The sequence below is a fragment of the Spiroplasma sp. BIUS-1 genome, assembly GCF_010365805.1.
In the GTDB taxonomy this organism is placed as follows: Bacteria; Bacillota_I; Bacilli_A; order Mycoplasmatales; family Mycoplasmataceae; genus Spiroplasma_A.
Map to the genome: position 1 here is coordinate 553,340 of NZ_CP048386.1, position 24,382 is coordinate 577,721.

Genomic DNA, 24,382 nt, shown 5'->3' on the forward strand with positions numbered 1-24,382 from the left:
AAGACTTTAAATATGAAAAACAGTTTTAAATTTAAAAAGTATAATAGACAATCTTTTAAGTTTTCTTTCATTACTTATTTTTTTATATTCTTGAAAATAAAATAGTTGGATATACCTAATGGCAATAAAGTTCAAAACGTAAAGCAAAAGCATATTCAAGCATCAGCATTTCCAAAAAGTGCTTGGAATAAGGAAGCAAAAGCCATCAACACATTTATATAAGTAATAAATGTACAAACAGCTGCAACCAAACTTGTCCCATTTGTTCTAAGTGACAATGTCACTAGAGCAGATACACTTTCAATGTAAAGTGCAATTAAAAAAGCAAATGCAATTCACCCAGCTAGTTTACCAAGAACTTCTCAATCAATATCATCATTGCAAGCCATAATCAATACAACCAATATTATTATTGGAAATATGGCAAATATATATGAAAATAAATATGCCATTGGTGGAATAAAGAACGTGATACAACTTTTAAAAAAGTTGTTTAATGGATCTTGTGCTGATCAAAATGTTGAAAGTGATTTTGTCTTTCCAAACAAGAAAATCAAATGCACATGTAAACACAGGAACTGAAATCAATACTGATAAAGTTATTGAAAGTGCCAATGCAATTGATAGTCCTGATATTGTAAAGAATTTAGGTCAATCCATTTTTATTTAACAAATATTTCTTTAGTTTGTTTTAGATTTTTTTTCAATCATTTTTGAGTTCTCTTTGGATCTACATCATTAAATGTTTGTGAAATTAGATCTTCAAAGTCACTTTCGTTATTTTCAAAAAAAACATGAACCATATCTGTTTGATCTACTTCATTAAAGTAGTTATTAAATTTTGAGTCAAATAAATACGGTGCTTTTTCTTCATCTAAGAAAGTAAAACAAAATCCATTTCATATTATTTTTCTTTTAGATTTTTCCATAGCATAAACATATCTTACAATTTTTTCTGCTTTATTCATAAAAATTGGATATGGATGGTTTTGTAAATTAGAACCCATTAGAGGTTTTAACTCTTCTCTGTCCTCTGCATAGTTATAATTTACAGATACAAAGTTAAAGCTTTTTGAAGTGTCTACACTTGTAAGCAAACATAAACTTTCCATTTCAATAAAATTGTCTGTTGGAAAAACTCAAACTAATGTGTCATCTGAAATCTCAGCATTTTCCAGCAATCTTTTAATTGTATTAAAACATAGTTCAAAAAATTTAGTTTGATCTTCATCCAAGTCTGTTTGAAAAAATTTTAGAACCCTAGCACTTAATATTTCCATTAACTCTTCTTTTTCTAGAGAATATATAAAGTTAGGTTTACATACAAACATGCAAGCAAACAATCCTTCATTTCCAAATCATACATCTCTGTCCATGTATTTAATTAATTTTTCATTTCTGTATTTTAATTCAGCTTTAAAAGCTTTTTTATTTTTTATATCATTTATAAATCCCATGATTTATTTCCTCCCTTTTTTTAGTTTAAGTACACAAAAAAATCATCACTCTTTTTATAGATACTTTAAATTTGTATATTAAAAATTATTCAAAAAAGAATTTTTAATATTAAACGTTAATTTTATTATTTATTTTTTTAGCTGTGAGCATAAATTAATTACTTTATAACAACAGAGTTTTCCACAAAAAACTGCTCTCATAAAAACCAAACAGTAACTAAAATAGTTAACTGCAAATTCAACATTATTTGCGATTAATATCTTTTAAATAAAAAAGATATAACCTTCGGATGTTTCCTATAAATAGGTCTCACATACTAGTATTATATCATTGTAATTTTATTTAGTTATTATGAATTTATTTTTTTAACCAATCTATTGTAAAGTTCTATATCTTGACAATAAATAGCAGCCCCATTGTTTGAAGATTTTAAAGTATCATATAAGTTCATATTGTTTATTGTACTTTCAAATAAGTAATTTGAATTTTTAATAAGTTCAAGATCATTTAAAATTTTTACTCCTACAAAATCACATTTTCTAGAAGTTATATCAAATCCCTCTTCTTTATAATCTAAAGAGTAACTGACAAGTGAATCATATAATTGTATTTCTTTAAATTTTATTTCTTCTTTTTGTTTTTCAGAAATAAAATTTTTATATTCACTTAAGTCTTTGAAAATATGGAGATTTGTTTTTTCGCAATCAATTTCTTGGTTTGTAGAAAAATAAATATTTTCTACAAGTTTTATATAATCTAAGTTTTTATTAAATTCTCTTTCTCCAATAAATTCATAATTTATTTTTTTTGCTTTTTGATTTTCTAAAAACTCATATGCAACTTTTTGAACTGAAGTTAATTTTTCATATGTTTCATAAATAGATTCCAAATATGAAACTGTTGAAATAACTATATTAGAAATTTCAAAAGCTTGTTTTATTTCTTCTGGTTTAATGTGATGGATTTTATCAAATAAAATAATATTGTTTTCATTTTTATTTAAATTTAATATTGTTGAAGAACGTCTGAAAACAAAATCAGGATGAAAGTTTTGATTTAATTCTTTTAAGTAGTCAGCTTTCTTTGTCATTAAGTAAGTTGAGTTTTTATACTTTTGATTATTTCTAAAGTATAAGTATAAATAATAAATTAAAATTAACTGTTCACTGTTTGAATCAGAATTTATATAAATTAAAGTCTTTTCATTTTTTGACTTTTCAATTAAAGACAAAATATTTTTAACTACTTTATATTGATCTTGAGTTAAAACAATTTCTGTTTCATTGGTTTTATTTTTTATTATTTCTAAATTATTTGATAAGTTAGTTTTTTTAACTTTATCAAACTCTTCTATGAAATTACTTTCACAACAATTTTCAAAAAATGATTCTAAAAAGTTGGCAAATTGTTTGTGTTCATTTTTAATAAATAATTTGTTTGTTTTATCTTCTACTGTTCAATTATTTTCATTTCAAACTAAATTATTTTTTTCTAAAGTTTCTTTTTCCATATTGTGTAAATAAGCTAAACCTTGAATTATTGGTTTTGTTTTAAATGGATCACGATATCAAAAAGTTTCAAAAGAGTTTGTATATCTTTTTAATTGTCTTGCCAAGTAACTTGGTTGTTTGTCTGAATTGAAAAGTAATATATCATTTTGATTATATTTCATTATTCAATCATGTTGTTTTAACTCTATTACTAAAACTTTATCAACACCACTTTGTTTCCCCGTCATTATAATGTCACATCTTGAATCATTAAATTTAAATTTATATTCTAAATATATTTTTATTTCATTATTGATATTAGAAATATTTATAACTTCTAAAAAGTTATTTAAAGAATTTTGTCATGCTTCAATTTCTTTTTGATTAGAATTAGAATATAGAGAATCAAAAATATCTTTCAAACTTTTATTTGAAAGATCATTTATTATTTTTTCTTTATTTGAACTATATTGAATCATGATTACCTCTATAGTTATTATAATTTAATTAAATTAGTGTTTTTTTTATAAAATCAGAAAGAGATATTGTGTCAAACTTATTTAGATTCCTATTATAGTATTTGAATGTAGTTTCTTTATCTTCATTCCCTATTTTTCTTCCAGAAAAACAAACACAAAGTTCAATTTTTGAATCATCATTTTGCTTCATATACATTTCATAACCATTTAGTAAATTTGAAGTTTTCACTTCATCATAATCATCATAACTTTTTACCTCTACCATTATTAAATTACCACTTTGACTTTCTATTAAAAAGTCAATATATGATTTTGAATAATTTTGTTCTTTTTCATTAAAATATTCAAAATAAAGGTTAGAACCGAAGGTTGGCATCTTAGCAAAAAAATTAAAATAAATTTCCTTTTCTAAGTAGTTTTTAATTGTGGAAAGCTCATTAAAAAAATCTTTCATGAACTTTTCTTCTGGCCCAGAGTCTAGAAATTGAATGTTTTTTTCTTTTTCTATCCCCGATATAAGTTCATATCCATAATTTTCTCACTTTTCAAGATTTTCAATTTTTTTTGGATTTTCAGATTTATCAACCCATATTTTATAATATTTTTGAGGTTCAATTTTTTCATCCACTATGTAATCTTCCATTTTTCTATTAACTATGAAGGAATTAGATAGATTATTTTTTAGTAAATCTATGAAGTTTCTATGTATTGTATAAAATAGAAAATCGAAATTTAGATTATTTTCCTGAGCGTAGGAATTAATAATTTTTACTACTGTTTCTGGATACAATAAAAGATTTTTTTTAATTGTTTTGATTACATTTATTTTAAGATTAACTCTATCTTTTATTTGAGGATACTTTATTGTCAAATTTTCTTCAGAAACGATGGTTTCCTTGTTTCAAATATCATCTATACTCTTTTTACTCATATTTGATATACATAGATTTTTAATACCTAATTCTTCATCCCTTAGCATTTTTTCAAAAAGCATCGAATAATGATTGACTATAATTGTTCTATTATTTTCTTTATTTTTTATTCTACCCTGAAAAAATAACTTATTTTCAAATTTTTCTTTTATCTTATAACCTTCTAAATTCCTAGAACTCTCTTGATAATTTGAGTATAGATAATACTTATCTGTTATTGGATTTTTTAATAAATTAGGATATGGGTTTCTTTTTATTCTACCCAATGTTTGTATATTTAAATTCTCAGAAAAAACATTTCTAAGTTGAACAAGCATACAAGCTCTCGGAATATCCCATCCAGTTGCTGGTCCAACTTTAAATATTATTACATCATATAAAGAATCATTTTTAGATGCTTCTTCGAGTGTTGCTGGAACCTTTATATTATTTTTTACCCCCGATGACTTATCATCCGAAAAATACTTCAATCAATTTAAATTTTCTTTTTCTAAAATTGAAATTATTTTAGAAATATTTTCTTTAAAAAAGTTTTCATTTTTAGAATTGGTTGATGAAACTTGTATTAACATCGCAGGTCTTATATAGACACCATCTTCTTCTAGTTTTTTATATTCCACTTTCACAGTTTCTTTAAATTTTTTAATTGCCGCCTTTAAAATGAATTCATCTTCAAGGTCAAATTCATCTTCATTAGGTAAAACAGCCTTTTCTTTTAATAAACTCAATCCATCCTCTTTCATTTGTTCTGCTTTTAATTCAATAATTTTATTATTGCCCAAAGGTGTTGCGGTCATTTCTAAAACAAAACTTGAAGAACTTCTAATATTGGAATCTATGTCTTTTGAAACTTTAATATCAGTTGAATTTAATTTTCTACTACCTTTGTGAGCTTCATCTCTTATATAAATAAGTTTTCATTCCTTATTTTGTTTTATTTCTTGAATAAAATTATCCAGTATACCCTCTTCTGAAAAAAGTTTTTTATTTCCAAAAGAAGAAGTACCAAAAATAAGAACTTTATTTTCTTCTAAAGAAAAAGGTTGAATTGCTTCAATTTTATTATTTTTTGAAGATGGAGATACCCTGTGCTCAACTTCAAAATTTTTAAAAGGAAGAAATTTTTTATAATATTCCATTTTTTTAGCAAATGCCCTAGGCAAATCAGCATCCGATAAGGTTGCGATAACAAAAAAGAGCTTTTTCTTTTCATTCATTTGGTTTTCCAACATTATTTTTGAAATAATGTTTGCAGCCATAAATGTTTTACCTGATCCGGTGGGCGCCTTAAAACTTACGACTTTTGTCTTGCTTTTGTATTCATTAAAAATATTATTTACAGCATTTTCTTGCGAATTAGTTAATATCATTTTCTTCATCCCTTAAAATTTTTTTCTTCACTTCTTTATCATAGGGGTTTAAACCAGCCAAATCATAATAAATAGAAAGGTCATCACCCGAATATTTTGGATCTAATTTTTTAATATTTTCTATTGCCATATTTTTTATTTTTTCAATATCATTATTAGAGGTCAAGGAAATATCAAAATGTTTTGTGAAAAATAATCTTAAATTATTTTTGAAGTAGTCTTTTTCAGCATTTTCCAAAACAACACCTTCTGTGTTTTTTCCTTTTATTAACCTGTAGATTCTTTCATAAGTAATTTTTGTTCCAATTTCATTTTCATTATTAGTACATAAAATAAATGTTCTATTGCCGTTATCCTCTTTATTCAGTTCCATTACAGCTTGTCCTGTAGTTCCACTCCCTGCAAAAAAATCCAATATTATGGCATTTTTTGTATCTTTATTTATTAATTTAACAAGACCAATTAGGTACTTTATTAAATGAGTAGATTTCGGATTACTAAAATCAAGATCCAGATTTTGAAGTTGCTGTGTTCCTTGTGAAAATTCTCTCATATAAAAATTATTTTTTGGAGTACCATAAACCAAATTACTTCTTATTTCTTGTTCTGTCGGTCTATTTTTTGTATAAATGGAGTAATTTTTGCCGATAACTATGTTTTCATTTAGGATTTCTTGCTTCAATCCATCAAAATTAGACTTTCATCTCATTTTTTTACCCTTTTTATTTATAGGTCAAACAACTTTATAACCTTTTTCTTCATATATTTTTGTTAACTTTTCAGAGTATTCATCATCAAAAACTTTTAAATTTTCATCGTAAATAGCATTATATTCATTTTGTTTTATGATATCTATCTTGCTTTCTTTGATCAAAATAGGATATCACATTTTGGCCCTGTCTTCTCTAAAAGCATGTGCAGTTTTTGAACCAGTTTTCATAAATGATACTAAATTGTAATTCCCTTTAGAATCTTCTTTATTATATTTTTTTTCAAAACTTATATCGTTATTAACAACTTCATTAAACCCTGTTTTTGATATTAATTCCTTATTTTTAGCATAGGCCAGAATATAGTGAGAACTTAGTGAAATGAATTTATCATTTGCTTTTCCTGAAAAGTTATCTAAGGCGTTCATACAAGAAATAAAATTATGTTCTCCAAAAACTTGATCCAAAAGTACCTTCAAATAAGCTTGCTCATTATCGTCTATAGATATAAAAATAACACCATCCTCAGACATCAATTTTTTAGCCAAAACCATTCTTTGATTCATCATGTTTAGTCAACCATTTCTTCCAAATTTATCTTTATAAATAAATTTGGAAGCATGACCTTCTTTAGAGGAACTGTTTCCATCTTTACTTGCTGCCTCGGTGTTATAAGGAGGATCTATATATATGATATCAACCTTCCCTCTATGAGTTATTAATAGATTTTTTAGAGCTTCATAGTTCTCACCGATGATAAGTTTATTTTCTAATTCCTCTATTTTGTCATCCAGATTTATTCTTTTGTCTTTTTTTTCAACCAATATAGATACTCATCCTTCAGCCAACTCTGGAGCTACATCAAACTTAAAACCTAATCCAGTTCTTTTGAAAATAAAATCCAAATATCCTTCAACACTCTCTCCTTCAGGCACAGAATTAATAATACCTATTGCCATTCTTTTTTGATCATTATTAAGATATTCCATACTAGAATTTTCGATTCTACTTAACGCTTCTTTTTTAGTCATAACTAAACCTCACTTTTAAAATATATTATAAATGTTTTTTTATCATCGTGAAAAAATAATTTTTAAATAATTTAACAAGGTTTTAATTAAAACATTTTTCTTATTAAAATTTTTTAGAGATATTCTATTTTAATTAAATTGACTATTTACTGTATAAAGAAAAATTAAAAAAATAAAATTACCTATTAATATTATTCTTTAAATTCCAATTTTAATTGCTCTTTATCTTTTTCAGAAATTTGTAAAGCATTCTTTATAGATAATCCTTTTTCAGATCCAGTTGACAAGTCTCTTGAACTAACATGTAAAATACCATCAGCATCGATTTTAAAGGTTGTTTCAATTAAAGGTACCCCCTTAGCTGCATATTGAATATCTTTTAAATCAAATTTAGCAATTAAATTATTCATGCTAGCTACAGGGTTTTCTCCTTGCAGTATTTCTATTTCAATAAGCTCTTGAAAGTCAGAAACAGTAGTATACTTTTTAGAAACAGAAACTGGTATTGTAGTGTTTTTTGGTATTAAAATATCAAAAACATCTCTGTCCAATGCAGTTCCAAAACTTCTTGAAGTAACATCCATCAGCATTATTTCGTTTTTAGAATCTTTATTAAAAACAGAATCACCATATATTGCAGCACCGATCGATACCGATTCATCTACATTTAATCCGTGATTAATTTTACTTTCTTCAGCAAGACTTTTTAATAACTCAACTATCATAGGCATTCTTGTAGATCCACCTATCAATATAACTTTATCAATACTTTTTATAGGTAATTTTGAATCAGCAATAATATCTTCAAAGACTTTTTTTACTTTTTTTAGTAATTCTTGTGAGTCATTTTCAAATTCTTGTTTTGTCAATTTAAAATTTATATGTAAAGGACCATTTTCATTCATAGAAATAAAAGGTATATTAATCTCAACTTCGTTCATTTGACTTAAGTTTATTTTAGCTCCTTCAGCAGCAACTTTGAATCTCATTTCTGTAGATTTTAAATCGATAAAACTTTTTTCAAGCTTTAATTCTTCAACACAATATTTTTTTATTCTATCAATAATAATATCATCTCAGTTATCTCCACCTAATTTATTATCTCCAGCTGTTGCAATTACTTCATAATCACTTCCGGTAACTTCTAATATCGAAATATCAAATGTACCTCCACCAAGGTCAAATGCCATAATCTTTTTAGCATCATTGTTGTCTATTTTATACGCTATTGCTCCCGCTGTCGGTTCATTTAAAACCCTCATAACGTTTAAACCAGCTATTTCACCAGCAAGCTTAGTTGCATTTCTTTGAGAGTCATCAAAATATGCAGGAACTGTTATGACAACATTTTTTATGTTTTCATTCATTTTTTTATTTGCATTTTTAACAAGGTAATCTAAAATCTTAGCGCTTATAAACTCAGGTTTATAATCTTTGCCTTCAAGATTTACAGTGTTATTAGTTCCCATTAATCTTTTTATAGAAACACATGTATTTGGGTTAACTTCTTGTTGTCTTTTGGCTGCCGCACCAACAATTCATTCACCATTTTTTATCGCAACAACACTTGGTGTAACATTGTTACCTTCATCATTTTCAATTACTCTTTCTTGTCCACTTTCCATTATAGATATACAAGAATTTGTTGTACCTAAATCAATTCCATATACTTTCATATTTAACCTCTCTTTTTATTTTCGATAATTATTTTATATTTATTAAGTTTCATCATTTCAGTTTCATTTGCTTCAGTACCAAAGTCTGGATGATACTTTTTAGACATTTCTCTATAAGCTTTTTTAAAGTCTTCATATGAACAATTTTTTGACAGTCCAAAATAAGCATAAGCTATTTCATCATTTTCTTCTAATTCATCCATACCTTCTTCATCACCATTTGAATTTAAATAATCTTCTAAAAATTGTGCATATTCATCTTGAAACTCACTGTACATATCTTGGTTATTAGAATAATCTATTATTTCAACTATTTCATAATGATCTTCATATGAATCATATTCATCTGCAATATTAGAAATTAAGTTAGTATAAAAAACATTTAAATATTTTTCACATATTTTATAGATACTTTGAATAAAGATTTCATCTTGAGTTCAATCAAATTCGTAATCAAAATTGTCATTATTTCCTTCTATAACAACTTCAGAAATATGATAAATAAATTTATGTAAACTATTTATGAATAGTTCTTTGACATAATCTTCATTAAATTCCTTATCTATTTTTTCTGAAAAATCATTTAATGATATTAAGCAAGGAAAAGATTTTATAGAGTATTTATTTCCATTTAAAGAAATAGATTTATTTAATATTTTAAAATCTTTTAATCATCTACTTTTATCAATTAAATCAATCGTTTTTTGAATTCACTCTTTTGTTGAATTGCTTAAATATCTTTTAGTAATCTCACCATCACTGCTATATTCTTCATCAAAGTAAAAACTAAAAAACACATAGTAATGATTGTTAACTTCCTTATTTTTTTTAAAAAAATCAAATATACCCATCTTTTATTACCTAACCTTTCAAATCTTCTTCTATAATCATTTTTAATTTATTAATTTTCATCATTTCTTTTTCATCTGGATTTCTCCCAAAGTCTGGATGATACTTTTTAGACATTTCTCTATAAGCTTTTTTAAAGTCTTCATATGAACAATTTTTTGACAGTCCAAAATAACTGTAGGCATCTTGTTTTTCTTCTCTTTTATTACCTAGTAAATTATTAACCTTCTCGGGGTTATTTGCAATATCTTCAATTAGTTTTTTTAATTTATCATAAAATGCATCATATAAATTTTTTTTAGATCCTAAGTCTATTATATTTTTAATTCAAGAGTGATCATTAAATGAGTCATAATTTTTTTTAAAATTAACCTCCCTCATAATTACTTCAAAAAAATTTTCTAAAGATGTGTTTGAGAGTCTTATAATATTATCTGTTAACTCACTATAATTATTTCACTCTATATAATCTTGAAATTGATCTTGCACACCCTTTATAGATAATTCAGAAATATAGTATGTGAATTTATAAAAACTATACATGATTATTTTTGTTAAGTAGCTGCGATTGGTTAATTTATTTATATCATTTTCAAGTATTTTTTTAGGAATCAAACAAGGAAACTTTAAAACGGATAAATATTTTCCGTTTATTTTTATCTGTCCAAGTTTGCTATCTAAGTTACTAAAATTTTTATAACTATTTGAAATATTTACTATCCTATTATAAAATATGTCAATTTGCTTTTCTAAATATACTTCACTAATTTGACCAACGACAACTTTTTCAATTTTATAATCATAGTTGAAAAAAATATATTTATAGTTTTTTTTATAAGATCCATATCTATCTAAGCAATCAAAAACACTCATTAAATTACCCTCTTATCATTAAAAAAATTATATCACCACATAAAAGAAATTTATAATTTAAAAATAATAATGTATATAATAATCTATAAAGGTGAATTTATGAGTAAAACGAAATTAGAGTTCAAAAATAGATTAAGTTTTTTAATCGCAGTTCATTATTATATAATTTCTTCAATAGTGATTTCTGTATTATCAGTTGATGCAAATTTAACCCCAAGCGGATCTGGTTTAGTGATGGGATTGTCATGACAACTACCTGCTGCAGCAATTTGATTTACAATTATTTTATTTCACAACTCTATAGTTAGAGGTTGAAAAATATTTTGATCTATTTTTCTATTTTGAATACCTAAATTTTTAATAAACTTTATATTTATATTAAGCACTTCTTCAATTGATGCTTTTGGTATTGTTGTAATATGTGACTCATCATTTTTGCTTATAGTAGCTTTCTATTTAGCTTATTGCTTATATTACTGTCAAAACGATAAAGAAAATGGCTATTCTACTTGATGAGTATTTTTCCAACTTTTAGAATTAACCCCTGAAGAAACTCTTAAAAAATATGAGGAATACAGAAATAATCCAAAAGATTATATTTCAAATTTATTTAAATCAAAAGAAAATAATAATATAGAAAATAAAGAAGAAACTTTAAACAATGAACAGGATAATTCTTCTAAACAAATTATAATTAATGGAATGAATCATTTTTTTAAAGACGATTTTATGAAAGATGGTAACGAAAAAATATGAAATGAGTTTTGTCAAATTTTTGCTGAAGAAAGATCTTCAACATATTTTAAATTTGCAAATTTTTCAGATTTAGAACAATCAAAATATTATTACACCATTATAAAAATTGCATGACATAGATTTTACAGATCGAAAGTATAGAAAATTAATTTTAATTTTCAAGTATTAAATTTTTCAAAAGTTTCATTGTTATCATTTTTGTATCTTAAGTTTGATTATATTAGAATTAACTTTCCAACCATAAAACAAACAAATAAAAGAAAATATAAATAGATTATTAAAATATCTAAGTTATAAATAATCTAAATTTTTTAAATTTTCAAAACAATTTTATATTATTAATTAAAAATAAAGATTTTCTAAAACTTTTATCCCTTTGAAACCTTATCGTACTTTTTCATCAAACTTTTTTCCTTAGTTTTTAAATTTTGATATTGTTTATTTAATTTTTCTATAGTCTCGAATAGTTTAACCATTTCTTCATCATAGTTTTCTATAAACTTAATAACTTTGCCTAAATCATCTATTTTTTTGTCATACTGATTAATATTTTCAAATAAACTCATGTATTTATCAATAGATTGCACAATAGCAATTAAAGTGCTGGGACCAGCTATAATAACTTTACTATTAAATGCTTTTTCTATTATGTCAGGCATTGAGTTTATATAAGAAAAAACTCCTTCACTCGGAACAAACATAATTGCATATACAGTTTTATCTTCTTCACTAACATATTTGGATGTTTCCTTAACCCTATTTAAGACATCACTTTTAAATTCTGTGGATTTTTTCTTAAATTCATCACTTGTCACTTCATAGTCCATTAAACTTTGATATGCGTTAAATGGAAATTTTGCATCAACTGGTATATTTACAAACTTGCTCCCATCACCTTTGATGAAAAGGTCTACTATCAAACTTTTTTCGCCATCTTTTTTATTCATTTTATATTGAGTTTCATACATTAAATTATTATTTTTATTAGTACCCGTTAAATTACCAAGCATTCTTTCTAATAAATATTCTCCTGCTTTTCCGGCTTTATTGTTTTGACTTAAAAGATTGTCAAGTTTTGATACTTTTTCTTTTACTTCAAAGATTGGAGCAGACTGCTCCTTTACTTGATTTAGCAAACCTCTAACTTCCATGTTTGAAGTTGTTAACTGATCTTGAGTGTTTTTTGTTTGGTTTTCAATTCAAGTTCTAACTTGATTACCCAAACCACTTAAATCTTCAATATTCTTATTTGCATTATTCGCAATAACTTCTTTTAAAGATTTTTCAAAATTATTTAGTTTTTCATTGCTTGTGTTATTTAAATTATTAATATATTCCTTTAATTGCGATTCAGATTTATTGTTTAGATCTGAAAGTTGAGCTTGTAATAAATCAAGATCCTTTTTGTCCACACCCTCAACTTTTATGTTATTTTTTTTGATAAGCATTATTGTTATCATTGTTATCACTAATACGATAAGTAAAATTAATAAAACTATAATTATTGTTTCCATTTTTTCTCCTTTTTTAGAATGTAAATAAAATCTTAAAATCTTCCAAACTAATTTCTCTTTTAACCCCAATTGTAAATTGTTTATAGTATTTAGCAACAAAATTAGTTTCTTTAATAGCTTCTAGAGTAGCCATTTTTAAATCTGTCATTCCACTTTCAACATTTCTTCTAAACACCTTATGACACTTAGCCACTAGTCTATCAATTGTTCCATTAGATCTTGTAATTCTTCAACTTAATCTATTATCAAAACATTGAATATATGCTATTTTTCTACCCTTATTAGAAATTTTAAAATAGTTATCTCCTAGTTTTTCATTTAGAAAGTTAAAAAAGAAATCTGTGTCTTTAAAGTATTTAAATCCACAACCTCTGTATGTCATTACATACAAACCATACATTTGTAATTCATTCATAATATCATTTACCCTTTTTTATACTTTTAGATTTTATCATAAATAAAAACACCAGCTTTAACTAGTGTTTTTATTTATTAATTGTTTTGTTAATTTTATATAGTCAAGACAACAGATAACATTATTGCTGTTAAAATAAGTCCAACAACAAGAATTATAATAGCTATCTTGATTCCTTTTTTTCGTTTTTGTCGATAACAAGTTACATGACATTTTCCACCACCTGAATAAATATTTGGTGTGAATACTTGATCATCTTCTTTAAAAGGTTTTGTACAAAAAAAGCATACTTCTACCATTATCTTTTACCCTTAAAAACTAGTTTTTTAGTTTTCCTCTTTCTATAATTACACCTTGTGCGGTTTTTTCGTTTCCTCCACCTTTGACAATATAATCTAAGTGTTGATCCATTCTTTCAAAAGCGTTGATTGCACAGTTTGATTTACAAAAGAACAATCCAGCTTCTTTATTAACAACTTCAACATAAGCATTTTTATTATTTTTTAAGATTACATCACATATAAATAAGTAATCTTTTCTTTCTAAGTTTCTTTCATTGATTTTAAAGATATTGAATTCACCTTCTAAGTCAGGTTGATAGTCTTTATATTTGTTATATAAATTATCTTTTACTTTTGCATCAACATGAGTTGAAAATTCTTTCATTGCTTCTCTAAAATCAGTTGTTAGTATTTTAAGTTTTATATATGATTCTCATTTTGGATATAAAAGATCTTTTTTGATTTGTGCAAATCTTTCTAACACTTCTTCCATTTTTTCATTTTTTCCAAATTTTTTGTTTAGACCTGCATAGTCTCCAATCAAGCGAGAAATTTCACCCATTTCTTTTTTAGTAAATTCAGAATATTGTTCTCTTACAAGTTTTTCATCTGTTTTTGCATAGAATCTGAAAACTTTACTTCCTTTAGATTCAAAATCATAAATTAGAAAGTTGAAAATCTCTAAAAGGTTTTCAACATGTGTTCCACTACAAAGTTGAGTTGAAACATCTCCAAATTGAACTATTCTTAAATCTCCTTCAAGTTCTTTTTCATTGAATTCAATTGAAAGATTGTATTGTTCTTTTGCAGTTTTTGCATCCACTATTATATCTTTTCTAAACTTAGCAGTTCTTCTTTTTTTAGTTACAACTTCATTGATTTTATAAATTACATTTCAATCAATTTTTTCTTCAATTTGCATGTCAATTCTAAAACCTTTGTCATCATTAAAGTAACCTTTTCCTTTACTTGTTGGGAAAAACTCTCTTAATGTATCAAACAATAAGTGAGCAGCTGAATGGTTTTGACTTACTAAAAGTCTGTGGTTTTTATCTATTTTGGCTATTACTTTTGAACCAACTTGAATATCTTTTATTAGTTCAACTTTGTGAACAACTTTATTATCACTTATTGCAAGACTCAATACTTTATATTCTTCATCATTAAAAATGATAACTCCTTTATCACTTACTTGTCCTGCTGATTCAGGAAAAAAGATTGTTTCTTCTAAATAAAGTAAAGTAAAGTCATCTTTATTTAGAAACTCAGTTACTTGAGTTTCTAACTCTTTTGCTTCATAGTTTTTAAAATCTTTTAACATTTTTTATTGCTCCAAACCATTATTTAAATTAAATTCTTTAAGTTTTTTTTGCATTGATTTAACATATTTTGTGTAATCTTCAATTTCACATTTAAAGTAATTTTGAATTTTTTCAAAATTCTTAGTGTATTCTCAGCCATCTATTTTTAATCTAACATCTTTTTTTTCAATGTCTTTTTTAGAAAAATCATGTTTTGAAATTATATACCCGTTTTGATAGTTTTCACTTTCTAATTCACGTCTTTTTTTCGAAATAATTGAGTAAACAAAAGTTCTAGTTCTAAGATTATAATAATCTTTATGTACTAAATTTTTTTGCTCTTTTAATTTTTTCACTATTTCTTCAGACTTCAATCTTTTATCTTCATTATTCATTAACATTTCGATAACAAATTTTTCTATTTTATCCTCTTCTATTTTCTTTTGAGTTTCGTTAATTTTTCTTTTTATGGTTTTTTTAATATAATGCTTAATTTCCATTTCTTTATTTATTTCTTCTTTTATAAGTTGTGTAATAACTTTTCTTTTGTCCTTATTTAAGAAGTTCTTTTTCTTAAGTTCAATTAATACCAGATCAACAATTTCCCAAACTTTTTGTTCTGATAATTGTACATCAAAATCATATGGCATTGTTTTTAGAATGTTGCTTATATCAATTTTAAATTTTTCCATATCTTTCTCCTTAATCCATAGAATATTCAATCTAATTATTATTAACTTAGGAAAATATGTTGAAAATATTTTATATAATCATTATTTTACCTATATTTCAATGTTATAAAAATATTGGCACTTTGTCAATTAGTTTGCTAACCAATATAACTTACAAAAAAGAGTATAAAAATATATTTAAAGTCTTCAAAATATGAGCTTTATTTTACTTTATAATCTATTAGTAAAGAGGAACATTTAAATATCATGGATGACAAACAATATAAACAAGACTTATTAGAAGTCTTTGAAATAGCTCAAAAAGCTAAAGGAAAAACTTTAAGACAATTAGCAGGAAATAACTTAGACAATATTAGATATTTTGATAATAAAGAAAAAGTAAAACACGTTTTACAACAAGCAGTGTTTAATATACCACTGTACAGTAAAATGGAATATACTTTTGAAGATCTACAATTAGAATTAAAACCAGTTGCCTTAAAAAGAAACAAATATGGAGAATTAATAGTAAAAGAACGTTTAGTTTTAAATGACATTTACTATGATGAAATAGTAAATGAAACTTTTAAAGATTCAAAATTTATTAACAAAAATCAATTACTTTTAATTATGACTTATACTCATGATTATGAAAACGACTTTTTAGATTATGAAATCAATGATGCTTTTATCATTGATATATCAAGACAAAAAGAATTTTACCTAATAATCAATGATTGATTAGCTATTCAAGAAAAAGTAAAACGTGGAAAAGCAGAAGAATTAAATGAAGGATTCACAAATGTTTTATCTGCATGTACAAAAAGTCAAAGTAGAATTGATTTAAAAAAACAACCCTACTCAAATGTACTTGCAAGATTTAGAAGTTATTCATTTAACACTAACTTCTTAAAAGAAATCATTTCAAGACACAAAAACAAAGTTGTATACATTAATGAAATATTTGATGAAAAAGAAGTTAAAGACAATGTTGACTTTAAAAAAGAACAAATTGAAGAATACTTAAAAAGTGTAATTGGAACAGATATTTCAAAATATACTGAATCAAAAGCAAATCAAAAACACCAAATGGCTTTTGTTAACTTCTTAAAAGAAAACAATTCTGACTTATATGACTTTTTAAAAGTAACTAACTTTAAGTTAATGCACAAACTTACAGATAACTCTAACTTACAAGAACAAATAACTACCAACTATGAGTTAGATCCATTTGAAATGTTAAAAGATGAGTTTGAAGAAAGTACATTTTTCCAAGAAATAGTTATTAAAAACTATTTAGTAATATTAATTGAAAAATCAACAAACAAAATACTAAACTTTAAATTATTCAATTTAAGTGAACAAGATGTAAAAAACTCTCAATTAGTTTATTACAACACCAAAAAAGAAATCGAAAGAGTTTTAAATGAAAATATTGATGAGCCTAACTTTACTAAAACAAAAGATAACTTATCAATTAGTTTAAGAAAAAGTAAAAAAAATGAATATGCCGTATATAAATTTAATGATAAAGAAATTAAATTACCTGCTTATGAATTTGTAATTAATAAAAATGTAATATTTGATAAATAAAAAATTCTCAATTAAGAGAATTTTTTTGATTTTTATTATTATATTGTTAATTGAGCAATACTTAAAACTAATTTTCCTTCAACTAATTGTGAAGCTGATTCAGCTTCAATTGTAATTGATCCAGCTTCGTCTTGTGTTGCTTCAACTTTTGTGATTTTAACATCACTTGCTGAAATTTTATCTAAACCTTCAACACCTTTTAAAGCATCAAGAACTTCTTGATCAGTTGTAGCATTTGTTGCTGTTAAGCTAAGTGTTACAGTATCCAAATTAATTTTTGAAGCTTGTAATTGAGCTATTTCTAAAACTAATTTTCCTTCAACTAATTTTGAATCTTTTGTAGCTTCAATAGTAATTGAACCTTTTGCTGATTCAGTAGCTTCAACTTTAGTAATTTTAACGTCAGCTGCTGCAATGTTTTCTAGTCCTTTAACTGCTTTTAAAGCATCGATAACTTCTTGATCTGTTGTAGCATTTGTTGCTGTGAAACCATCTAATTTAACACCATCTAATTTAACTTTCACTACTTTTTTAGCTTCAACTTTTACTGAAACAGTTTTAATCAATTTTTTATCTTCTTCTTTACCGTCTTTTGGTGTAAACATCACTTTTACACTTTCTTTAACTTCTTTATCAGTTAATTTATCTTCAGTTGTTGAAACAACTATTGTAACTTCTCCATCTTTTAAAGAATCTTTTTTAACTTCAGCTGTTAAGATTGATTTATCTTGTAATTCCAAAGTAATAGTTCCATCCGCTTTGATTTCACTTGATTGAATTTTTAATTCATTTTGTAATTTTTCTGAGTTTAAAATAATATCTTCTTTATCTGCTGGTTTTTCTCCACAAGCTACAACAGTAGCACTTGTAGTTGCAACTAATGCAGTGACTGCTAATAATCCTAGTATTTTTTTCATATTTATTTCCTCCAAATTTTTGAAGTGACCCAAGAAACAATTTCAAGCTTATGTATATTATAATTTTTAAAACCTTAAATATTTAGACTATATTTAAACTAAAAATGTTTTAATAACATAAAATAATATTATTTTTTCAAAAAAAAAAAAAAAAAAAAAATCAAATTTATGTTATTAAAGAAAAAAATAGAGAATATATAGTTCTCTATTTTTTTCTTTTTTTTTATTAACTAAAACCTACTATTACATCAACAACTTTGTCTTCAATACCGTTTGAAGCTTTTACAATAATTTCAGCATTCCCTAAATTAATAGCTTTTAAAATAACTATACCATCTTTCCCTGGTTGAGAAGCAATTACAATGTTTTCGTCACTTGAAACTACTACTACATCTTCTAAAAATTCCATATTTGTAATTGTAAATTGATCAGTTTTGGATTCTGAAGTTTTTAAAAACAGATAATTTTTATCTAAAGTGATATCTTTTCAATCAGTTTTGTCTTTTAAAATAACTGAAGATGTTGTAGATAATTTTGAAGCTTCATCTTTAATATATGCATTTCCAACATCTAATTTAGTTGTATAAATAAATACATCAAAAGTTTTAGTTATATCTTCATTTGCATATGTTGATGAATCAACATGGGCTGTTACAACTAAAATCAATGATTTTTGTGTTAAAGGATCGCCATCTTTAACCACATCATCTTTTATAAACTCTTTGTAAACATCTTCAATGATTTGATCATCAGTATTTGTTTGATCTCATCTATCAGTTCCTTCAGAAATATATTTCGTTACATTTTTTTGTAATTTAACAGCCTCTGAATCTTCATTTTTTGGTCCACAAGCTACAACGCTAGCACTTGTAGTTGCAACTAATGCAGTGACTGCTAATAATCCTAGTATTTTTTTCATATTTATTTCCTCCAAATTTTTGAAGTGACCTGAGAAACAATTTCAAGCTTATGTATATTATAATTTTTAAAAAAGTAATTATTAAAACTACATTTAACTTGAAAATCTTTTAATAAAATCAAAAAATATTATTTTTTAAAATAAAAAGAAAAAAAGCAGTACATTATGAATAAGTACAAAAAAAATAAAGGATTTTACTCCTCTATTTTTTCTTCAAGCACTTCTACTTTGTCTTCTAATTTTTCAATTTCTTTTTGCATATTTATGATTTCTTCACTTAAAAGTTCGTTTTCATTTTTAATTTCAACTACTGACATTTCGTCTAAATTTTCATTTAATTGTTTGTCTTTTTTAAGTCTTTTTAAAATAACTTTTTCTTTAATTTTATTTGAAATAATAAATATTAAAATAAACAATGAAGCCACCATAGCAGCTAAGTTAGCACAACCAACTTGTAGATCTGGTTTATCAGGCTTTGTAAAAAATGCATAACTTGTTCAAATACATGCATTTAAAAATGTTAAGAAAAACATTATTGGAGAAAGTGCTTTTGTATTTTTTGTAATACAAACCTTAATAACTTGAGGTAACAACATTGAAAAACTTGTAGCAAAACCAATTCAACCAAGAATTGTTCCTGCAAGTTCTTTATTTGCTAAAAATAACATTATAAAACCCCCTTAACTTTTTTTATAATAACAAAATAGTTTTAGGGGGTCAAATTATCTTTTAGAAATCATTTTTAATATAGTTTCATAAATATCTTCTAAGTCTGTTCCGTATTTATAAAATTCATTTTGCATAAAGTTGTACCCACAATTTTGAGCATATTTCTTTATTGCTTTTATAGTAGTGTTTCCTCCATTTTTTGATTTTAATTTAAGTACTTCGTTTTCATTTTCTACCATAGTTGCTAAATAACTAACTAAAACACTGTAGAATATTTTCTTTGGTTGTTTTTCTAAATTATGAAAATTATCTATTATCCTTGAAGTTAATTTTGAAGATTCAAAGTTCATATTAGAGTTCAAAAAATCTTCATCAATAACTACATAGACTGTTTTTGCATCTTCAGATTCTTTTAAGATATTAAAAGCTTCTAATATATCAATGTATTGTCTCATTGCGGACTTAGAAACTCACTTTTCTTGTTCTGAAGATGGTGTTACATTGTAGTTATTACACATAATTTTATATGTATTATCATTATTAAATAAAACTACGCAATTTTGCTTGTCTTTATTAGGAATAGAAGTATATCTATTAAAAAAATTATCAATAATACTTGTTATTTTGGTTTTTATTTTTCAGAATTTGAACTCTTCATCATATAAGAATAAATCAATTATTCTTTGTATTTTATTTATATTAGACATTGTAAATTTTATCCACTAATAAAGTTGCTAACTTAGCACTTCTATCTCTAACTTGTTCAAAACCAAAATAATCTATTGTTAAAAGATTTTCATCTTTAGAGTTAAAAGGTATTTTTGCTAATCTAGATTCAGATCTTGTATAATTTAATTTCTTTTTCTCAAAGTTAGAATTAGAAAGTTCGCTATTATTTGAATTATCTAAAATTAGTAAGTTACCTATTCTATTTAGGTGATCTCTAAATATATCATTTAAATCTTCATTTCAACCTTTATTATTTGATAGATATTCTTTTCATTCGATTGAAGGTGTTTGAGGTATTATATGTTCTATTGTAGGTTTTTTGAAGACTATCTTTTGATTTGCTTTTGTTGTTAAGTTCAGTCAATAATTTTCTAATCTAAGTAGAAATACATTTTTAATGTTATTATCTTGAACTTCCTTATTTTTTAACGATTCAATTATTTGCTCTCTCGTTGGTAGTGCGTGCTCTTGTTCGTTAATTAATAAAGTTTCATTATCTTTAGTTTTTGCAATTTTATTTGAAAATCACTTATTCATTTTGTCTGGTAATTCTGTTTTAAAATTACCATATTCCTCATAAAGTTTTGTAAATTTAATTAACTTAATCAAAACACTCTCTTTAAATGATTGACCAGTACCTTTAACTTGAAGCAGGAAAATAACTCATTTTTCTAGTTCGAATAAACATTTCTTTAGGTTTTCGTCTTCCTCTTCCAGATATAATCTATGGTCAACTTTGTTTCAAGAACTATTTGTATATACGTCTATTAATCTAAAATAGACGATTGAAAAGTCTTTGTGAGATAGGTTTTTCAAAATATCAGATACAAAATATAACTCATTACTTTTATTTTCATAGTCAAAAGTAATTCTTGTAGTTCTATAGATTTTAAAGTATCTACCCAGTTCTTCACAAACACTTGCGTATTCAGAAAAACTTATTTTTGATCTATCATAAAAAGCCTTAAATGCTTTTAAAAGACTTTTTTTATTTTTTTGAATTTTTCCAATATATAAGTTAGAAATTGCATTTTTATAAGTTAAAAAATTAAATAAAAATTCTTCATACTTTTTATTTTGTTCATCTTTTTTTCCCTTTAATTTTGGAATGTCATTTAATCGGAAATATTTTTTAAACTCATCTACAATTTCTTTTGATCTATTTTTGAAAGTTTCATTATCAACCATATTGTACATATAGTTTTTTATCATATCAAAAGTATCAAGTTCTTTACCTTTTGAGTTTAAATTTTCAAAAACTTCCATCTCATTTGTATTTTCTTCATCAAATTTAATGCAAGATAAAACAAAATTATTTGAATAATAATTATATAGCTCAACTAAATTTTCGATTGAATAGTCCATTAATTGATTTTTGAAAAATTTATAATTCTCGATAACTAAGCTTCTAGAAAATAATTTAATCCCTCTTTCAAACTCTGCTTGCGAAACATATCCAGTAAGTATATGATATAAACCATCTTGATTACTATCAGAGTTTGATGTGAAGTTTATGTATTTTTCCTTTATTCTTAAATCACTATAGTCTTTTGAATTTTTTTCTTTGAATTCAAACAAAGCTGTTAACTCATTCGATAAAACTATGTTTGCTTGGTCTGCTTCAATTAGTTTATATTTAAGAACATCATTAAATGCTTTAAATAATAATAACGAAGTAGTAACTCTTTGTTGTCCATCAATTAATCTTATTTCATTTTGACCATTATCAAGTTGATCAATTTTACATGCTAAAGTACCAAAATAAACTAGTTCATTTGTTTTATATTTATATATAAGTTGATTAATTAACTCTTGGCACTCTTCTTCTGTTCATCTATAATCTCTTTGATATGATGGAATCACAAAATTGTTTTTATCGTTCAACACAAAATCTCCGATCGATACTTTATCAATCAATATTTGATCATTATCATATGAAAATTGAGTACTTAAATCTATTTTTTCAAAGTTGTTTAAATTTTCATAATAGATTTGATCATTAAATCTATCTAATTTCAAATCTGAATCTTCAAAAGATATTATTACAAAATGAAAAATTTTTCTTATATATTGTAATATATTTATTTTAGTTGTAAAAGACAAATCTGATTCTCCAAAATCAATTTCATTATGGTGCAAACTTTCATTTCTGTTTGCTGAAATTGATCTAAGAGCAGCTATAACACCAGAAGCTAAGAAACTATTTTTTTCAGATTTATAATAACTTATAAACTCATTTATTAAGTCCCCTAAAGTTCTAGGATAACTTTGATAACCCATTATATTTTTTAATAACTTTTCAATTAATTTTGCAGAGTCTACCCTTATTACATATTTCTCTCCACTTTTTAGTGAGTCCTCTATATTGCTTATATCTGCGTAATAAATTTTATATTTACTATATTGATTTAAAAAATCAAAATTCTTACTTATCATATTTTTCTCCCTCTTTCATCATGTTGTTAAACAAAGCAACAAGTACATTTACCACAATGGAATTACCTGCTTGCCTATACAAAATATCTTTTCTTTTTATATTTTTTGATGCTTTTTCAAAATCATCTTCAGTAAACCCCATTAGTAGAAAAGTTTCTCTTGGAGTTAAAAATCTATAATTAGACTTTCCAATTTTTTTTAATTCTTTTATTATCGAACTTTTTTGAAGATCTATAATACCTGCATTTGGATGTCTGTCTTGTTTTGTTGTTATTGTTCTTACGTTTTGCAAGTAACTAGGTTTATCTTTTTTTATTTCATACAAAGTTGGATTTTCATTATACATTTTTATCCTGCTTGGTGTATTGTTTGGAGTTGACTTTTTAGCTTCGTCCTCATACTTTTCTATTGAATAATCAACTTTTAAGACACCCTCTAAAGACATATCTATTTTAAATTCCTTAGATAGATCTTTAACTTCATCATTGTTATTAACGAAGTTCGAAATATCTATTTCATTATCTTGATTTTTCTGTACACTAACAGCATAAACTCTTTTTCTTTTTTGTGGAATACCATATTCTGAAGAATCCAAAATATATGTTTTAGTTTCGTATCCTAAACTAGCCAAAAATTCTAATCATTCTATATAATCTTCTTTATGTTTATTTGAAATCATATTTTTTACATTTTCAAGAAGAAGATATTTTGGAAGTTTATTAATTTTTTTTAGATCCTTTAAAATTCTTTCAATTTCTCAAAGTAGTCCACTTCTAGTACCAGAACCCTTTGCCATTCCTTGATTAAAACCATGAAAACTTCCCGCAACTGATAAATCTTGACACGGGAAAGAATAAGTTAATAAGTCAAATTCACCAATATTGTCAATCAATTTTTTTCCAGTAATCTCTAGAATACTTCCTTGGTTATTACAATTCTTTAAAGAACTATATAACATTTCCTTGAATTGTCTTGATTGTCTATTGATAAATTTAAAATCACAAGGTTTTTTACCATCGTTAGATAGAGTAAATTTTTTTATGAATTCATTTATTTCGGAATCTGTAAGTTTTTGAGCAATATTTTTGTTATTATGGTGTATTGCATTGTAACTAATATTAGCTCACATATCTCATTCACTAGTTCCAGCAATTTCATAGTCAAAATCTTTTATATTGTTTTTTAAAATTTCTAGAGCTTTATGTTGTGCCCCGATTCCTGCAAATGTTTCAAATACCCTTAATTTACTCATAAAAAATTACTCCGCTAAGAGTAATTTTATTGTTTTTTTTTTTTTTTTTTGCAATAGCCAG

Annotated in this window: 22 protein-coding genes; 3 read left to right on the plus strand and 19 right to left on the minus strand. The window is 24.8% G+C overall.

What is annotated here, in order from left to right; genetic code table 4:
- Positions 1–74: 74 nt before the first annotated feature.
- A complete protein-coding gene (locus SBIUS_RS02635) occupies positions 75–452 on the minus strand; it encodes a hypothetical protein (protein WP_162684955.1) in 378 nt (125 codons plus the stop codon).
- 44 nt (positions 453–496) lie between these two features.
- Between SBIUS_RS02635 and SBIUS_RS02640 the strand changes: the two genes are divergently transcribed.
- Positions 497–670, plus strand: coding sequence for a hypothetical protein (locus tag SBIUS_RS02640; RefSeq protein ID WP_162684956.1), 174 nt, complete (start codon positions 497–499; stop codon positions 668–670).
- Here the strand turns inward: SBIUS_RS02640 and SBIUS_RS02645 are convergent.
- From SBIUS_RS02645 to SBIUS_RS02685, 7 genes are all read right to left on the minus strand, one after another.
- Positions 663–1,457, minus strand: coding sequence for a hypothetical protein (locus SBIUS_RS02645; protein WP_162684957.1), 795 nt, complete (start codon positions 1,455–1,457; stop codon positions 663–665). The two genes, SBIUS_RS02640 and SBIUS_RS02645, sit on opposite strands and share 8 nt — an antisense overlap.
- A 350-nt stretch (positions 1,458–1,807) precedes the next feature.
- Positions 1,808–3,427, minus strand: a complete 1,620-nt coding sequence (locus tag SBIUS_RS02650; protein ID WP_162684958.1) for a hypothetical protein — start codon at positions 3,425–3,427, stop codon at positions 1,808–1,810.
- Positions 3,428–3,455: 28 nt separating this feature from the next.
- Positions 3,456–5,729, minus strand: a complete 2,274-nt coding sequence (locus SBIUS_RS02655) for a DEAD/DEAH box helicase family protein (RefSeq protein ID WP_162684959.1) — start codon at positions 5,727–5,729, stop codon at positions 3,456–3,458.
- Entirely contained in the window at positions 5,716–7,470 is a 1,755-nt protein-coding gene (locus SBIUS_RS04415) for a site-specific DNA-methyltransferase (RefSeq protein ID WP_203352870.1), read from the minus strand. Before SBIUS_RS04415 ends, SBIUS_RS02655 begins: the two co-directional genes overlap by 14 nt.
- A 191-nt stretch (positions 7,471–7,661) precedes the next feature.
- Positions 7,662–9,146 (minus strand): Hsp70 family protein, encoded by a 1,485-nt coding sequence (locus tag SBIUS_RS02675; RefSeq protein WP_162684960.1) that lies wholly within the window; start codon positions 9,144–9,146, stop codon positions 7,662–7,664.
- A gap of 2 nt (positions 9,147–9,148) precedes the next feature.
- Positions 9,149–9,997 (minus strand): DnaJ domain-containing protein, encoded by an 849-nt coding sequence (locus tag SBIUS_RS02680; protein ID WP_162684961.1) that lies wholly within the window; start codon positions 9,995–9,997, stop codon positions 9,149–9,151.
- A 10-nt stretch (positions 9,998–10,007) separates the two neighbouring features.
- Complete coding sequence (locus tag SBIUS_RS02685) at positions 10,008–10,868, minus strand: DnaJ domain-containing protein (protein WP_162684962.1); 861 nt, start codon at positions 10,866–10,868, stop codon at positions 10,008–10,010.
- A 99-nt stretch (positions 10,869–10,967) separates the two neighbouring features.
- Between SBIUS_RS02685 and SBIUS_RS02690 the strand changes: the two genes are divergently transcribed.
- Positions 10,968–11,765: a hypothetical protein gene (locus SBIUS_RS02690; protein WP_162684963.1), complete on the plus strand. Its 798-nt coding sequence runs from the start codon at positions 10,968–10,970 to the stop codon at positions 11,763–11,765.
- 227 nt (positions 11,766–11,992) lie between these two features.
- Here the strand turns inward: SBIUS_RS02690 and rmuC are convergent, their stop codons facing one another.
- From rmuC to SBIUS_RS02715, 5 genes are all read right to left on the minus strand, one after another.
- Entirely contained in the window at positions 11,993–13,138 is a 1,146-nt protein-coding gene (rmuC, locus tag SBIUS_RS02695; protein WP_162684964.1) for a DNA recombination protein RmuC, read from the minus strand.
- A 13-nt stretch (positions 13,139–13,151) separates the two neighbouring features.
- A complete protein-coding gene (locus tag SBIUS_RS02700) occupies positions 13,152–13,553 on the minus strand; it encodes a hypothetical protein (protein WP_162684965.1) in 402 nt (133 codons plus the stop codon).
- A gap of 95 nt (positions 13,554–13,648) precedes the next feature.
- Positions 13,649–13,852, minus strand: a complete 204-nt coding sequence (locus tag SBIUS_RS02705) for a hypothetical protein (protein WP_162684966.1) — start codon at positions 13,850–13,852, stop codon at positions 13,649–13,651.
- Between the two features lie 19 nt (positions 13,853–13,871).
- Positions 13,872–15,155 carry an alanine--tRNA ligase-related protein gene (locus tag SBIUS_RS02710; protein ID WP_162684967.1) on the minus strand — a complete coding sequence of 428 codons (1,284 nt, stop codon included), beginning with the start codon at positions 15,153–15,155 and terminating at the stop codon, positions 13,872–13,874.
- 3 nt (positions 15,156–15,158) lie between these two features.
- On the minus strand, positions 15,159–15,827 hold the full coding sequence (locus tag SBIUS_RS02715) for a hypothetical protein (RefSeq protein WP_162684968.1): 669 nt from the start codon (positions 15,825–15,827) through the stop codon (positions 15,159–15,161).
- Between the two features lie 246 nt (positions 15,828–16,073).
- Between SBIUS_RS02715 and SBIUS_RS02720 the strand changes: the two genes are divergently transcribed.
- Positions 16,074–17,399, plus strand: a complete 1,326-nt coding sequence (locus SBIUS_RS02720; protein WP_162684969.1) for a MutH/Sau3AI family endonuclease — start codon at positions 16,074–16,076, stop codon at positions 17,397–17,399.
- A 38-nt stretch (positions 17,400–17,437) separates the two neighbouring features.
- Here SBIUS_RS02720 and SBIUS_RS02725 read toward each other — a convergent pair whose 3' ends face one another.
- The 6 genes from SBIUS_RS02725 to dcm form a co-directional block, all read right to left on the minus strand.
- Positions 17,438–18,316: a lipoprotein gene (locus SBIUS_RS02725; RefSeq protein ID WP_162684970.1), complete on the minus strand. Its 879-nt coding sequence runs from the start codon at positions 18,314–18,316 to the stop codon at positions 17,438–17,440.
- 226 nt (positions 18,317–18,542) lie between these two features.
- Positions 18,543–19,235, minus strand: a complete 693-nt coding sequence (locus SBIUS_RS02730; RefSeq protein ID WP_162684971.1) for a lipoprotein — start codon at positions 19,233–19,235, stop codon at positions 18,543–18,545.
- Between the two features lie 194 nt (positions 19,236–19,429).
- Positions 19,430–19,903: a SemiSWEET family sugar transporter gene (locus tag SBIUS_RS02735; protein WP_162684972.1), complete on the minus strand. Its 474-nt coding sequence runs from the start codon at positions 19,901–19,903 to the stop codon at positions 19,430–19,432.
- A gap of 54 nt (positions 19,904–19,957) precedes the next feature.
- Positions 19,958–20,611 carry a hypothetical protein gene (locus SBIUS_RS02740; RefSeq protein WP_162684973.1) on the minus strand — a complete coding sequence of 218 codons (654 nt, stop codon included), beginning with the start codon at positions 20,609–20,611 and terminating at the stop codon, positions 19,958–19,960.
- Positions 20,604–23,069 carry a DUF262 domain-containing protein gene (locus tag SBIUS_RS02745; RefSeq protein ID WP_162684974.1) on the minus strand — a complete coding sequence of 822 codons (2,466 nt, stop codon included), beginning with the start codon at positions 23,067–23,069 and terminating at the stop codon, positions 20,604–20,606. Before SBIUS_RS02745 ends, SBIUS_RS02740 begins: the two co-directional genes overlap by 8 nt.
- On the minus strand, positions 23,059–24,321 hold the full coding sequence (gene dcm, locus SBIUS_RS02750; RefSeq protein WP_162684975.1) for a DNA (cytosine-5-)-methyltransferase: 1,263 nt from the start codon (positions 24,319–24,321) through the stop codon (positions 23,059–23,061). Before dcm ends, SBIUS_RS02745 begins: the two co-directional genes overlap by 11 nt.
- Positions 24,322–24,382: the final 61 nt, after the last annotated feature.